This window comes from Homoserinimonas sp. OAct 916, from assembly GCF_003260275.1.
Classification (GTDB): Bacteria; Actinomycetota; Actinomycetes; order Actinomycetales; family Microbacteriaceae; genus OACT-916.
Window position 1 is genome coordinate 46,454 of the sequence record NZ_QJHB01000008.1, and the last position, 14,447, is coordinate 60,900.

Here is a 14,447-nt window from a genome sequence, read left to right on the forward strand (position 1 = left end):
CGCCCGTGATGCGGGCGCTCCCGAGGGTTCTAGATCAGGTACTGGCTGAGTCCGCGCTTGATGAACTCGCCGTCCCCCTTGCTGCCGTGGTACTGGTTGTCGTCGATGATGACCCGGCCGCGGGAGAGCACCGTGTCGACGTGGCCGTCGATCTCGAATCCCTCCCAGGCCGAGTAGTCCATGTTCATGTGATGCGTGTCCACGCTGATCGAGGTGTGGCCGTTCGGGTCGTAGATCACCACGTCGGCGTCGGCACCCGGCTGGATGACGCCCTTCTTCCCGTACATGCCGAACATGCGAGCCGGGGTCGTGGAGCACACCTCGACCCATCGTGAGAGGCTGATCTGGCCGTCGACGACACCCTGATAGAGCAGGTCCATCCGGTGCTCCACCGAGCCGATGCCGTTCGGGATCTTGGAGAAGTCTCCGATCCCCAGCTCTTTCTGGCCCTTCATGCAGAACGGGCAGTGGTCAGTGGAGACCATCTGCAGGTCGTTGGTGCGCAGGCTCTGCCACATGTGGTCCTGGTGGCCCTCGGCACGGGCACGCAGCGGCGTGGAGCAGACCCACTTGGCGCCTTCGAAGCCGGGGGCGCCGAGCTGTTCCTCGAGGGAGAGGTACAGGTACTGCGGACAGGTCTCCCCGAAGACGTTCTTGCCGCGATCGCGGGCAGCCGCGATATGTTCGACCGCCTGCTTCGCCGATACGTGCACGATGTACAGGGGGGCGCCGGTCAGATCGGCCAGCATGATGGCGCGGTGCGTCGCCTCGGCTTCTGCCTGCCACGGGCGTGTGATCCCGTGGAAGTAGGGCGCCGTGTCGCCGCGGGCGATCGACTGCTGCACCAGCAGGTCGATGACGCTGCCGTTCTCGGCGTGCATCATCATCATGCTGCCGTTCTCCGCCGACCGCTGCATCGCCTTCACGATCTGGCCGTCATCCGAGAGGAACACGCCCTTGTACGCCATGAAGAGTTTGAAGCTGGAGACACCCTCGCGCACCAATTCGTCCATGGCCGTCAGCGAGGAATCCTGCACGTCACTGAGGATCTGGTGGAACCCGTAGTCGATCGCACAGTTTCCGGCGGCCTTCTCATGCCATTTCGCGTACTGGTCGAGCACGTTTTCGCCGGCATACTGCACGACGAAGTCGACGATGCTGGTGGTGCCACCCCACGCGGCCGCCCGGGTTCCGGTTTCGAAGGTGTCGGAGGCCTGCGTGCCCCCGAACGGCATCTCCATGTGCGTGTGCGCATCGATGCCGCCCGGGATCACGTATTTGCCGTGGGCGTCGATCACCCTGTCGACGTTCTGTTCGAGGTTGAAGCCAAGAAGATGTGACCCCGGGGCGGTCACCGCGACGATTGTCTCCCCGTCGATCAACACATCCGCGGCGGCCACTCCGGTCGCGTTGACCACAGTTCCGTTCTTGATCAAAGTCTTCATTGGCTTCTCCTCGTCATCGTTGGCGAATCTTCTGCGGTGCTTGGGTCAGCTGCGGGTTACGGTGCGACCAGTGTGTCGTAGGCGTCCGGGCGACGGTCGCGGTAGAACTGCCAGTCGTTGCGCACCTGCCGGAGCACGTCCATGTCGAGGTCGCGGATGATGATCTCGTCCTCACCCTGGCTGCCCTGCTCGCCGACGAAGTTACCACGCGGGTCTGCGAAGTACGAACTGCCGTAGAAGGTGATGGACTCGCCGTCACGCTCTTCCGTGCCCACCCGATTGTTTGCACCGACGAAGTACTGGTTGGCGGCGGCGGCGGCGGGCTGCTCGAGCTCCCACAGGCGGTTGGAGAGTCCGGGCTTGGTGGCGGAGGGGTTGAACACGATCTGCGCACCGGCCAGGCCGAGCGCACGCCAGCCTTCCGGGAAGTGACGGTCGTAGCAGATGTAGAGGCCGACCTTGCCGACGGCGGTGTCGAACACGGGCCAGTCGGCGTTGCCGGGGCGGAAGTAGAACTTCTCCCAGAAGTTGGGCAGGTTCGGGATGTGGTGCTTGCGGTACTTGCCGAGATAGCTGCCGTCGGCGTCGATCACGGCGGCCGTGTTGTAGAGCACGCCGGGCTGCTCCTCCTCGTAGACCGGAAGCACGATCACGATGTTGTTTTCCTTGGCGAGGGCCTGAAAGCGCTCGGTCATCGGGCCAGGCACCGATTCGGCGTAGTCGTAGAACTCCGGGTCCTGCGTGATTCCGATGTAGGGGCTGTAGAAGAGCTCCTGGAAGCAGATGATCTGCGCGCCATCCGCGGCAGCTTTGCGAACAAAGTCCTCGTGTTTGACGATCATCGACTCTTTGTCGCCGGTCCATTTTGCCTGGGTGAGCGCCGCTCTGACTACAGTCATGGTGATATCTCCAATGCGTTGCGGAGTCTGCACCACACGGTGGTTGAACCGGGCAAGGTGTAACAGACTCCAATGTCCTTATTGTTATTATGCCGTGTAAACATTTGTTTTTCTCGCATCACCGCACAATTCTGATTTCAATGTTGAAACTCACTCATAGATTGTCGAGGCCGGCGTGGACCACATCCACAGAGTCGTGGAGGAAAACACTCCCCGCGGTATCGCCACCGCGATTTCCCGGCTGATCACTGACGGAACGCTCGCCGCCGGGTCACGCCTGCCCACGGTGCGTGAGCTGGCCCAACAACTGGGGGTGAGCCCAGCGACCGTGAGCCACGCGTGGCAAGCGCTTTCGGGAGTCGGCCTGATCGAATCCCGCGGTCGCAACGGGTCGTTTGTGCGATCCGTCTCCGTCGACTGGCTGCCACCACGGTTTCGGGAAATGGTCGGCTACAACGACGATTCCCTCATCGACCTCTCCAGGGGCAATCCCGATCCGCTGCTTCTACCCGAGCTGGGCCCTGCGCTGTCACGCGTCTCCCAGCACCTTCCGGTGATGAGCTACCAGGAGGTTCCGGTCATCGCCGAGTTGGAACTCCTGCTGAAGAGCAGTTGGCCATACCCGGTGGAGGCCATGACGATCGTCAACGGAGCCTTGGACGCCCTCAGTCGAAGCCTGGACCAGATCGTGCGCTACGGCGACCGGGTTGTGGTGGAGAACCCCGGGTTTCCGCCGTTGTTCGACCTGCTCGACCAGCTTGGTGCGGTCAGGGTAGCAGCCGATGTCGACGAATTCGGCATGGTCCCGGCCTCGTTGCGCACCGCGTTGGATCAGTCACCGGCGGCGGTGGTGTTGCAAACCCGCGCCCACAACCCGACCGGGGCCTCGATGACAGCCGAGCGCGCCCGCGAGCTTGCCGATGTACTCCGCGCTCACCGCTGTGGCCAGGCGTCGCTCGTCATCGAGGACGACCACTCCGGCGAGATCTCGGTCTCGGCCGATGTCAGCCTGGGCACGTGGCTGCCCGACCGCGTGCTACACATCCGGAGCTTCTCGAAGTCGCACGGGCCCGACCTGCGCATCGCGGCACTCGGCGGGCCGTCGTATCTGATCGACAAGATCGTCGCCCGTCGCATCCTCGGCCCCGGTTGGACGAGTCGAATGCTGCAGACCCTGCTCTATGACCTGCTCACCCACTCCCGGTCGATGAGCCAGGTCGGCGAGGCCAGACACATCTACTTCGCTCGCCAGAAGGCCCTGAGCGAGGCCCTCGCGGCACGAGGCTTTCCCACCAAGCAGGGCGACGGAGTCAACCTCTGGCTGCGGGTGGCGAGCGTCGACCAGGCAATGGTCACACTGTCAGCCGCGCGTATCAGAGTGGCCTCGGGCACGCCATTCCTGGCGACGGACCCCGCCGCGACCGCCGCCGACGAACAGTACATCCGCGTCACCGCCGGCATGCTTCGGGAGGGCTTCGACGATGTCGCCGCCTCCCTGGTGCAGGCCGGCCTGCGCCTCTGACGGCGCGAGCCCTCGACTGGTTTTCGCCAGGATGCTCTTCCCGGACGGGTGGATTCACGACGTCAGAAAGAGCATCGTCGCGCCCCTCATCTGATTGGCGAGGAGTGCGCAGCAGCACGGCCCGCGGCAAATCCGGCCGCGTAGGCCTCATCGCTTCCGAGGTGGAACATGTCGTCCTCGGCGGACCGCACGATCGACCGCGCCCCCGGTTCGGAAAGGTCGCGCACCAGTCGGCCCAGGCCGCGCACGACCGCGACCGGTAGGTTGGCCGCCTTCATCTTGACCAGGTCGCCGGCGGCCGCGATCTCGTCGCCAACGGCCGGAATGGTCGCCTCCAGGGTACGCCCCTCACTGTCGACGGTGCCGCGCAGGTCATCGAGCACCCGCACACCGGCGGCTCCGATCGCCACATCGGTCTGTCCTTTGCGCCACGGCCTGCCCAGGGTGTCGGAGATGACTACCCCAAGCGTCAGCCCGGTCGCCTCACGAAGTCCCAGACAGAGACTTCGGGCAGAGGCATCCGGGTCGATCGGGAGCAGCAACACGGTGCCTTCGGGTGTGTTGCTCGAGTCGACCCCGGCGGCCGCGAGTACGAGCCCGTTTCGGTTCTCCACGATTCGGGTGACCCCGTGCGCGTGCTCGCGCCGGGCCACCAGGCGCACCGTTTCGGCAGTGATCGCGTCTTCACGGTCGGCGGCACCGATCTGCCGCCCTTCGGCTTTGGAAACGATCTTGCTGGTCACGACGAGGATGTCCCCCTGCATCAGAAGCCCATCGGCGGCAGTGTGGATGACCTGCACGAGGTCGTCACCGGCACGGATCTCTCCGATTCCCGGCAGCGCGAAGACGCGGATCTCGTTCGTCATCGTTTCAGTTTCGGCAGGACGTCGCGGCCGAAGACCTCGATCCACTCACGCTGGTTGCGGCCGACGTTGTGCAGGTAGATGCGATCAAACCCAAGGTCGACGTACCGCTGGATGTTCGCGCGGTGCACGTCGGGGTCGGTGTCGATCACCAGTTGGCCCGTGAAGTCTTCGGGGCGCACCATCTTCGCCATCTGCTCGAACTCGAACGGGGAGCGGATGTCGCCACGCGGAAACCGCATTGCTCCGTTCGGCCACAGCCTGAGCGCATTGTCGAGGGCTTCTGAGTCGGTTGCCGCCCAGCTCAGGTGCAGGCGCAAAACCTTCTTCATCGTCTGCGGATCGCGACCGGCTTCGCGCGCCCCGGCGTCGAACCGGTTGAACAGGCCCGCTATCTTCTCCAGCGGCGCGCCGATGGTGATCAGCCCGTCAGTGATTCGCCCGGCCCGCCGGGCGGTCACCGGACCGGCCGTCGCGACCAGGATCTCCGGAGCCGAATCGGGCATGGTCCACAGCCGGGTCGACGCGAGCTTGAAATGGGTGCCGGAATGCTTGACCGACCGGTGCGCGAGGGAGGCCGTGAACAGTTTGTTGATGACGTCGATCGCCTCGAACATGCGGTTGATCCGCTCCGGGGCTTCCGGCCAGTACTCAGCCGTGAACGACTCGTTCAAGGCCTCGCCACTGCCCACTCCCAACCAGTGCCGACCGGGGTACAGGGCGGCGAGCGTCGCCGAGGCCTGTGCCACCACCGCCGGATGCTGCCGGAACGACGGGCACGTGACGCCGGGGCCGAGGTCGCCCGACGTGCGCTCCCCCAGTGCGCCGAGAACGCTCCAGACGTGGGCGGATTGACCTTGGGCGGGCACCCACGGTTGAAAGTGGTCGGCCGCCATCACCCCGGAGAAACCGTGCTGTTCGGCGTAGGCCGATAGCGCGACCGCCTCTGCTGGGGCGAACTGCTCCAGCATGGCCGCGTAGCCGATCTGCAACGGGGCGCTCACAGTGCCTGCCCTCGTGTCACCGCACAGGGCACGGGACAGGGCTCAGTCAGTTGACTCACCCTGCAGGAACTCAGCAACGACGCTCGGAACATACGGCGCCACGTCTCCGCCCAGGGCGGCGACCTGGCGCACCAGCGAACTGGAGACGTGCGCGTGGCCGGGGTCAGGCAGCATGAAGATGGTCTCGACCTGGGCGAGGTTGCGGTTCACGATCGCCATCGGGGTCTCGTAGGCCACGTCGATCTGCGACCGAATGCCCTTCACCAGCACGGTTGCCCCGACATCGGTGCAGTAGTCGACCAGGAGCCCCACGTTCCACGACGCGACCTGGATGCTTCCGGACATGCCGGAATCGGTGATCGCCCGCTCCAACAGCGATACTCGTTCGCTGATCGGCAGCAGCGCGTGTTTGTCGGGATTGTGCACGACCAGGACATGGATCTCGTCGAACAGGCCGGCGGCCCGTTCGATGACATCCAGGTGCCCCAGCGTGACGGGGTCGAACGAACCAGGGACAACGGCGATCCTGTGCATGACAACTACAGTACCGGTCGCGCAGGTGGGCGTGCGGTGAACCACGCGGGAACACCCAGACGATACTCAGCCTGAGCCCCGAGGGCTGCACCGCGGGCTTTAAGAATACTCACAGCGGCGTCGATAGCCTGACGGAGGCCAGTTTGCCTTCCGCTGGGCTGAGCCGCCCGGCCTGGATGCGCGAGCATCGCCGAACCCAGTCAACCGAATGAAGTGAGACAGAATCACATGCTGAAATCTGCCCCTGGGCACAGAAGTGCTCCCGTACAGAATATGGTCCTAGGTGTCGCAGCAGCGACTCTCCTGACCCTGGTGGGGGTTGCCGCCCCTGCCCACGCTGCGGACATCACCGTTACCGATGAGGCCACATTGGTGGCTGCCCTCGCCGACCCGACAACAACTGTGGTGGCCCTTGGCAATGACATCGAACTGGCCGTCACCACAACGACCCTGGCCATCCCGAACACCGTGACGATCGATCTTGCCGGACAGGAACTCACCGCCAAGAACGTCACGATCGCCGCGGGTGAGAAGCTGACCGTGGACGACAGCAGTCTCCCGTCGACGGGGAGACTCGACGCCACCGCCTCCGGAATCACAGGGAAAGCGGGGATCACCACGACCGCAGCGAGCCTGGTGGTCGATGGCGGCCACGTCAGCGCCAGAGGTGCGTGGGATGCCGCAGGCATCGGCGGGGACCGGGACAGTGACGGCGGCACGGTCACCATCAACGGCGGCACCGTGGTCGCGACTACCGGAAGCGGTACCGGCGGCGGCGATGGCGCAGGCATCGGAGGAGGCCGAGGCGGAAGTGCGGGCACCATTGTGCTGGCCGGCGGAAACGTGGACGGCCACAACATCGGCGGAGCCGGTGCGGGAATCGGCGGTGGCGCCGATGGCGACGGCGGCACCGTCACCATCAACGGCGGCACCGTGAAAGCCGCGGGCTGGAGTGGCGCCGCCATCGGCAGCGGAAGTGCCGGCAAAAACGTCACGGTCACGATCAACGGCGGGGTCGTCACCGCAGTGAACGAGAATGCCGGCGCCGCCATCGGCGGCGGGCGCGGCGCCACCGGACACACGCTCACGATCAATGGAGGCACGGTCTCTGCCACTGGTGGGACTTTTGCTCCGGCAATCGGAGGCGGTCTCGGGGCGGGTGCCGGAATCATCGTCTTCAACGGTGGTGACGTCGTCGCCACAAAGACAGGAGGCGCAGGCGCGGCTATAGGAGCTGGTCGGGACGGTCAGGGCGGAACCATTTTGATCAGCGCGGGCGCCCACGTCAAAGTCCACTCTGATACATCGGCAATCGGGCTCGGTTACGCGTCTGCTGATGAACCGACAGAGACACTCGGGGTGACAATAGCGGGAACGCTGGAGTTGGTCAGCGTTCCCACGGGCAGCCCGACCATTTACGTGCCGTCGGCGGTGGAGATCACTGTCACCGGGACCGGATCGGTCATCGGTGACGGAAAGATTCAAGGCGCCGGTGGGAGCAGCCCGAGCGGTTTGGGATCGGTTGAGAACCATGGAATCATCACCGTTCATGTCCAGGTGCTCAACCTGGTGACTGTGCACAACTACGAAGTGCAATTCAGATCGAATCCGCCGGTGGCCTCAGGGACGTCTGTGCACGTCTATGCAACGAACTTCGCTGATGGACAGCGTGCGTTCCCGTCGGTGGTGCGCCCCGGATGGGACCTGCTCGGCTGGAATACTGAAGCTGACGGCAGCGGTACACCGTTTGAGCTGGTCACTGGACTCGACGGCGACCTCGTCGTCTACGCCCAATGGGCAGAAGCGGGAAACGGCCCCGGTGACGGTGAGCCCGGAGACGGAGAGCCCGGAGACGGAGAGCCCGGAGACGGTGGCCCGGGTGCGCCTGGCGACGGAGATGAAGACGCCAATGGTCCAGGCGACATCGACGGTGACCAGGACGGGGACCTGGACGGGGACCTGGACGGAGACGACGAGCAGACGAACACCGACCCGGATCAGTCCGATGTCACCGGCGACGATGAGTCTGCGGTCACCGATGATGATGAGACAGAGGTCACGGCAACCGTGAATCTCGCGGCCACCGGTGTGGAAACCGCACTGCCTCTAGCCGCGGGGAGTCTGTTACTCGCCGCCGGGGCCCTGATGCTCATCCTGGTGAGAAGGCGCGTGGCGGCCGAGTGAACCCCGGGGGCGGCCGAAGCGTTGGCTCGGCCGCCCTCTCTCAGGTCTTGGCGAGGAACTCACGTTCGGACTCGTCGAGCCGCCTGGCCAGTGCGCGCACCAGAGCCGGATACCGAGCGAGTTCGGGATCGACCTCCAGCAACTGTTCTGCTGCCGCCCGCGCGGTCATGATCAGGTCGGCGTCACGGGCCACCCGCAGAAGTTTCAACGATGAGCGGCCACCGGATTGGGTGGTTCCGAGAACGTCTCCCTCCCGGCGCAGTTCCAGGTCTATCTGGGCCAGTTCGAACCCGTCGAGAGTCGACGCCACTGCTTCGACCCGTTCCCGCGCCAGGGAACCCGGTTCGGCGTGGGTCACGAACAAACAGATGCCGGGAACCCGGCCCCGCCCGACCCGACCGCGCAACTGGTGCAGCTGCGACACGCCGAATCGGTCGGCATCGAGAACCACCATCGTCGAGGCGTTGGGCACATCGACACCGACTTCGATCACGGTGGTGGCCACCAGCACGTCGATCTGCCCGTCGGCGAACGAGCGCATCACCAGGTCTTTCTCGTCACTGGGCATCTTGCCGTGGAGAGGTTCGATCCGAGCATTCGCCAGGGCCGGCATGGCCCGCAGCCGAGCAAGGGTCTCTTCGACGTCGGCCATCGCGGGTGTGAGCAGCGACGTGGTTCGCGCGGCCGGATCGGTTGCCGAAGTCGACTCGATCAATTCTTCCGCAGCGATATCGAGATCAGGGTCGGGCTCCGAGGCGCTGATGGCTGGGCAGACGACGAACACCTGTCGCCCGAGCGCCAATTCTTCGACGACACGTTGCCAGGTGCGCACGATCCACTGCGGTTTCTCTGCCAGCGGCACGACGAACGACTCGATGCCGGGGCGGCCCGCTGGGAGCTGCCGAATGGTTGAGACGTCGAGGTCGCCGAAGACCGTCATCGCCACGGTGCGCGGAATGGGGGTGGCGGTGAGGATCAGTACGTGCGGCGGCGTGGCGCCCTTGAGCCGCAGCGCTTCACGCTGATCAACACCGAAACGGTGTTGCTCATCGACGACGATCAGCCCCAGGTCGAAGAACGACACGGCGTCACCCAGCAGTGCGTGGGTGCCGATCACGATCCTCGCCTGGCCAGAGACGATGCGCAAGGACGCGGAGCGTCGATCCTTCGCAGTCATCTGGCCGGTGAACAGTGTCGGCATCAGCTCGGCCGAAAGGTCGGGGCCCAGTATGGCGACGATGGAGCGCAGGTGTTGGCCCGCCAGAACCTCGGTCGGGGCGAGCAAGGCGGCCTGTCCACCCGTGTCGGCCACCGCCAGCATCGCGCGCAGTGCCACCACGGTTTTACCCGAACCAACCTCGCCCTGGATCAGGCGCGACATCGGGTGTGGCTGGCTGATATCGTGCATCACCTGCTCGCCGACCGCCTGCTGGTCTTCAGTCAGGGTGAACCCGAGCGCGCGATCGAACCGATCCAGCAGCCCGCCGGCGACGGCTTCACGCGCGGTCGCCGGCAGGCCCCTGGCAGCCTGGCGGCGTTGCAGGAGCGCCGTCTGCAGCAGGAACGCCTCGTGGAATCTCAGAGTGTGGCGCGCGATGTGGGCGTCTTTCTCTTCAGCCGGCTGATGGATCATGCGCAGTGCCTGATCGATCTGCAACAACGAGTGCGCCTGCCTGAGCGTTCCGGGCATCGGGTCTTCGACGGGGCCGAGCGCTTCAAGCACCGTCTCGATCATGCCCGCAATCTTCCAACTGGGCAGGTTCTTGGTCGCCGGGTAGATCGGGATCGGGCGTTCAACCCACTCACGGGCCACCTCCCCGGCGTCGCTGCCCTCGGCCATCAGCTCGTCGAAGAGCTTGTAGTCGGGATGCGTCAATTGGGGCGTCATGTTGTATTTCGACACCTTGCCGGCGAAGATCGCCCGCACGCCCGGCCGGAGCTCCTTCAAGCGCCACGGCTGGTTGAAGAAGGTGAGGGTCAGGTTGCCGACCCCATCAGAGATCACCACCTCCTGGATGGTGCCGCGCCGGGCCTGCATTCGTCGCTCGCGGGCCCGCGTGACCTCGGCGATGATGGTGATCTCATCACCCTCGGGCAGGAGCACCAGCTCGGTGAGTTCACCGTGGCTGGCATAGCGGCGCGGAAAGTGGGCCAACAGTTCACCGACGGTCTCATAGCCGAAGGCCTTCTTCACCCGACCCGCCACGGCACTGCCAAGCACCTGACCCAGGCCATGGTCGAAATCGGCTGCCGTCATGCTCAGATTCTAGGGCAGGCCACCGACGCGGAGGCTCAGCCGGACGAGCCGGCCGCCACGTCATCTGCGGTGCGGGGGCCGATCCATGACGGCAACAATGACAGGGGCATGAGGGTTGCGCGCACTCGGTGAGAGGCAGGCAGCGGCTTCCTGAGCGCCCGAATGATGATTCGCGCGTCGTGGGCCCTGGCTTCGGGGAGCTCAGTGCCGGTCGGGGCGAACCAGGCGTGTTCCACCGCCCGGACCATCCGGGCAAGCGCCTGCCGTGCCTCGTCATCTGGCGCCATCGCCAGCGACAGTTCGCGTAGCACCTGACGGGGTGTTCGAGTAGTGGGCAACGGGATCGCGAGATCGGCGGCGGTCGCCAGAACCTCACGCCAGGCGCGAACCGCGGATTCGCCGGTCACCGCCGTGTTCCGAAGACGGAAGGCACGCACGGCGATCCGGGTGACCGCCGGCAGAAGAAGCACCAACAACAGGGTCAGCAGCACCGCTGTCGGGGCCCACCCGACACCTGTCGTCGTATCTGCGCCGGCTGACGGGGCCTCGCCCACGTCGAGGGGGGCGCGGCTCGGTCCCCGGTTCGGGGCCGCCGATGCCCCGGGGCTCGGCGCGATCGACGGGGCTGCGCTGGCACCGGGATTCGAGCCGGTGGCGGGGAGACTGTACGCTGCAGGGCTCCCTCGGGTGGGCGTGGGTTCGAAATTCAGCCAGCCGATGCCCTCGAAATACAACTGCGGCCACGCGTGCAGGTCTGCGCTGGACACCTCGTATCGCTGGACCAGTGGTGCCGGTTGCGTCACGACGGCGGAAACGGGTGTTCCCGGCTGGTAACCGACCGCGATACGGGTGGGAATCCCCAGTGAGCGCGCCATCACCGCCATCGCGGAGGCGAAGTGCACGCAGTAGCCGCTGCGCACCTTGAGGAACTGCGACAGGACCGCCATTCCGTCGCCGTCGTAGCCCTGCTTGACCGGCGCGTCCAGTGAGTAGGTGAAGGTGCTGCCGCGGAGATACTCCTGCAGCATCACTGCCTGCTCATAGTGGCTGCTTGCTCCTTCGGTCACGTCGTTCGCGGTCTCTCTGATGATTGCGGGCAGGTCGCCCGGAAGCTCCCGGTACTGCTGGTTATCGACCGGGTCACCGGCCGCGTTCAGCTGGTCGACGGTGGGTTCAGGCTGCACCGTGGTGGCCGCATAGCTGAGCCCTGGGCCGGTCGGCTGCTCACCGGAGACGCTGAGGTCTGACGGCTCCCAGAACCAGTCCGCCTGCGCGAGCCGCACCGAACTGCTCGGGTACGGCAGTGGGAGCCACCGGCTGACCAGATTCTCGATGGTGACATCGGTGACGATGTCGTCACCTCGAGGGGTCTGCTCCCCCAGGCCGGGTATCGGGCCGATGTTCAATACCGGGCGAGTGGGATCGGGGTCTCTCAGCGTGGGCGCCCAGTTATCACCTGTGAACCGGTCCAGGGTGATCACGCTGAGATACGGCGGCGCCTTGGCCGTCGTCGTATAGGTCAGCATCACCGCATCCGACGGTTTTCGCAGGCTTTTGCCGAGGCTGATGATGGGGTTGATGCCGCCGCCGAAGATTGTGGTGTTGCCCGCCAGCGGAACCGGCGGCGGCCTGTCGAAGCCGGGAAGCACGGCGCCCAACAGCATCGCCCCGACGAGTGCGGCCGCGGCGATCACCACAGTCTGGCGGCCGATGCCGATGGCCCCGGCGCCTGTGGGCCCCACCGTGGTGACGCGGGCTCGGTCGTCGGCGCCCGTTGCTCCGCGGCTCGTCCGGCGGCGTCGCGCACCCCCGTCAGAGTCTCGACGAAGCATGTCGGCCCGCAGCAGGATGAGGAATGACACCGCGGTGGCGATGAAAACGAAGCCGTCCACCCGCGACCCCTGCGTCACCGCCGGGATCGCGAGCACCACGACCAGCAGGATACCGGCGGCTGCCGGCGCGCGCACGCTGAAGACGACCAGATCGAACACCACTGCGATCAACCCGACGCCGGCGACCAGGATGAGCAGCAACCCCGGTTCGACGGCGGCTGGCATGGTCTGCCGATAGATCGATTTCACTCCTTCCTGGAACAGCGTTCCGAACGTGGTGACGGTGTCGCGCGTCGGCACGAAGAAGAAGGTGGAGGCCGGTACGAAGATCCACGTCATCACGAGCACATAGGTGGCCGGCGCGCTGAACGCGACGACCATGTCGGGCAACCGTGTGGCTCGCACCAACGCGGTCACGACAACGATGACCGCCGCAACCGCTGCCGCGACCAACCACCAGCGCCCGCCCACCAGCAGCGGCCCCAGCCCGGCTGCGGAAACCACCACACACAACCAGACCGCTCCCGTCACCGGCCACGAGGCCCGGCGCGCGGGCGGCAGCCGGCGCGCCGAGCGCACCGGGGGCAACCGGCGAGCCTCAGTGGACGACATGACTGCCCCGCGCGGTGACTTCCTGCCAGACGGTGGCGATGTCGTCCGTCTCGCTGACCGTGATATACCGCCAGCCGGCCCGGGTGAGCGTCTGTTCCACCCCCGGGGCCGACCGCATCACGAAGATGGTCGCCGGCCTCCCCAGAACGCCCAGCCGTGCCAGACGCGAAGCCTCGTCTTCGTCGATGCTGCCAAACACGGCGAAGACCGGACGCGAACCACCCGATGCCCGCATCACCTGCTCGAGTTCGTGCGCGTAGTCGCCGTGGGTGAGACCGCCCAGAAGGTTCATCGAGGCGAATTCGAGCAAGGCGTCGTGAGCAGATTGGGTCCCGCCGCGATCATTCGCGGCTGCGTCGAGCACGGTGGGGTCGGCGGTCGCCACCAGGCGCGCGCGGTAGCCCTCGCGTTGCGCATGCACGGCGATGGATGCGGCCAACCGCACAGACCATTCAAAACCTGCGGAGACGACTCTGCGGCTGCTTCGTCCACCGCTGCGCTCAAAATCGGGATGGCTGGACATCCGGTTGTCCAGAATCACCCAACACTGCGGATCGGACTGTTCCTCGTCCTGGCGCACCATCAGGTCGCCGTGCCGGGCTGTGGAACGCCAGTGCACCCGCCGCATCGGGTCGCCCGGCCGGTACTCGCGCGGCAGGGTGTCATCGGTGCCGCCGGCAAGAGAAAGCCTCGCCCGGTCGATCGCACCGTCGGAGCCGCCGAGGTTGGCCCCGTCACCAGACAGGTCCTCGACCCGTGGGATCACCGCCAACCTCTGCGCCCCCGGATAGCTGCGCTCCCACGTGACCAGGCCGAGCCCGTCGCCTGAGTGCACGATCAGCGGGCCCACCTCATGGATTCCTCGCTGCCGGGGTGTCACCGTGTAGCGGATCACTCCGCGAACCCGGCCGAGTCCACGACCCGAGGCCCGCGCGAGCGCCGGGAACGGGAGCGAGCCGCCCGACCACTCCCCCTCGTCGCCGTCCCGACACCGGCTGGCCGCAACGGGGCGCCGTGCCCGGTTCGTGACAGTGACCGTGACTTGAGTGGGATCACCGACAGCGACCACATCGGGGACGAAATTGCGCGCGACATCCAGTTCTGCCCGCCCGCGGCGCACCACCATCAGCGCGACCAGGGGAAGGCCGACCAGCAGACAGGCGACGGTGAGCAGATCGCGGTTGCCAAGAATCAGGGCGGCCAGAAAGAAGACGATGCCGGCCAGGGTCACCCCCCAGCCGCGCACGGTCAGACGCGGCCGATCAGTTGCGTGAGGGCCCCGGGGCCCGCGAGCG

General features: G+C 66.0%; 10 protein-coding genes. 2 read left to right on the top strand and 8 right to left on the bottom strand.

Annotation, left to right across the window (positions count from 1 at the left end):
* Positions 1-29 precede the first annotated feature (29 nt).
* Together hydA and DL891_RS10520 are read right to left on the bottom strand one after the other, a co-directional pair.
* Positions 30-1,445 carry a dihydropyrimidinase gene (hydA, locus tag DL891_RS10515; protein WP_111720391.1) on the bottom strand — a complete coding sequence of 472 codons (1,416 nt, stop codon included), beginning with the start codon at positions 1,443-1,445 and terminating at the stop codon, positions 30-32.
* Positions 1,446-1,501: 56 nt separating this feature from the next.
* Complete coding sequence (locus DL891_RS10520; protein WP_111720550.1) at positions 1,502-2,344, bottom strand: nitrilase-related carbon-nitrogen hydrolase; 843 nt, start codon at positions 2,342-2,344, stop codon at positions 1,502-1,504.
* 196 nt (positions 2,345-2,540) lie between these two features.
* Here DL891_RS10520 and DL891_RS10525 point away from each other — a divergent pair, with 196 nt between their 5' ends.
* Complete coding sequence (locus DL891_RS10525; RefSeq protein WP_232819113.1) at positions 2,541-3,866, top strand: aminotransferase class I/II-fold pyridoxal phosphate-dependent enzyme; 1,326 nt, start codon at positions 2,541-2,543, stop codon at positions 3,864-3,866.
* Between the two features lie 86 nt (positions 3,867-3,952).
* Here DL891_RS10525 and cofE read toward each other — a convergent pair whose 3' ends face one another.
* The 3 genes from cofE to coaD are packed head-to-tail and all read right to left on the bottom strand — an operon-like array spanning position 3,953 to position 6,267.
* A complete protein-coding gene (gene cofE / locus DL891_RS10530) occupies positions 3,953-4,732 on the bottom strand; it encodes a coenzyme F420-0:L-glutamate ligase (protein ID WP_111720393.1) in 780 nt (259 codons plus the stop codon).
* Positions 4,729-5,733 carry a TIGR03557 family F420-dependent LLM class oxidoreductase gene (locus tag DL891_RS10535; protein WP_111720394.1) on the bottom strand — a complete coding sequence of 335 codons (1,005 nt, stop codon included), beginning with the start codon at positions 5,731-5,733 and terminating at the stop codon, positions 4,729-4,731. Before DL891_RS10535 ends, cofE begins: the two co-directional genes overlap by 4 nt.
* A gap of 42 nt (positions 5,734-5,775) precedes the next feature.
* Positions 5,776-6,267, bottom strand: coding sequence for a pantetheine-phosphate adenylyltransferase (gene coaD / locus DL891_RS10540; RefSeq protein WP_111720395.1), 492 nt, complete (start codon positions 6,265-6,267; stop codon positions 5,776-5,778).
* Between the two features lie 273 nt (positions 6,268-6,540).
* Here coaD and DL891_RS10545 point away from each other — a divergent pair, with 273 nt between their 5' ends.
* Positions 6,541-8,451, top strand: a complete 1,911-nt coding sequence (locus DL891_RS10545; protein ID WP_111720396.1) for a hypothetical protein — start codon at positions 6,541-6,543, stop codon at positions 8,449-8,451.
* Between the two features lie 40 nt (positions 8,452-8,491).
* Here DL891_RS10545 and DL891_RS10550 read toward each other — a convergent pair whose 3' ends face one another.
* The 3 genes from DL891_RS10550 to DL891_RS10560 are packed head-to-tail and all read right to left on the bottom strand — an operon-like array spanning position 8,492 to position 14,398.
* Positions 8,492-10,708, bottom strand: coding sequence for an ATP-dependent DNA helicase RecG (locus tag DL891_RS10550; RefSeq protein WP_111720397.1), 2,217 nt, complete (start codon positions 10,706-10,708; stop codon positions 8,492-8,494).
* A gap of 35 nt (positions 10,709-10,743) precedes the next feature.
* Positions 10,744-13,152: a DUF3488 and transglutaminase-like domain-containing protein gene (locus DL891_RS10555; RefSeq protein ID WP_111720398.1), complete on the bottom strand. Its 2,409-nt coding sequence runs from the start codon at positions 13,150-13,152 to the stop codon at positions 10,744-10,746.
* Positions 13,139-14,398: a DUF58 domain-containing protein gene (locus DL891_RS10560; RefSeq protein ID WP_157962474.1), complete on the bottom strand. Its 1,260-nt coding sequence runs from the start codon at positions 14,396-14,398 to the stop codon at positions 13,139-13,141. The genes DL891_RS10555 and DL891_RS10560 overlap by 14 nt, the downstream gene beginning before the upstream one ends.
* Positions 14,399-14,447 lie beyond the last annotated feature (49 nt).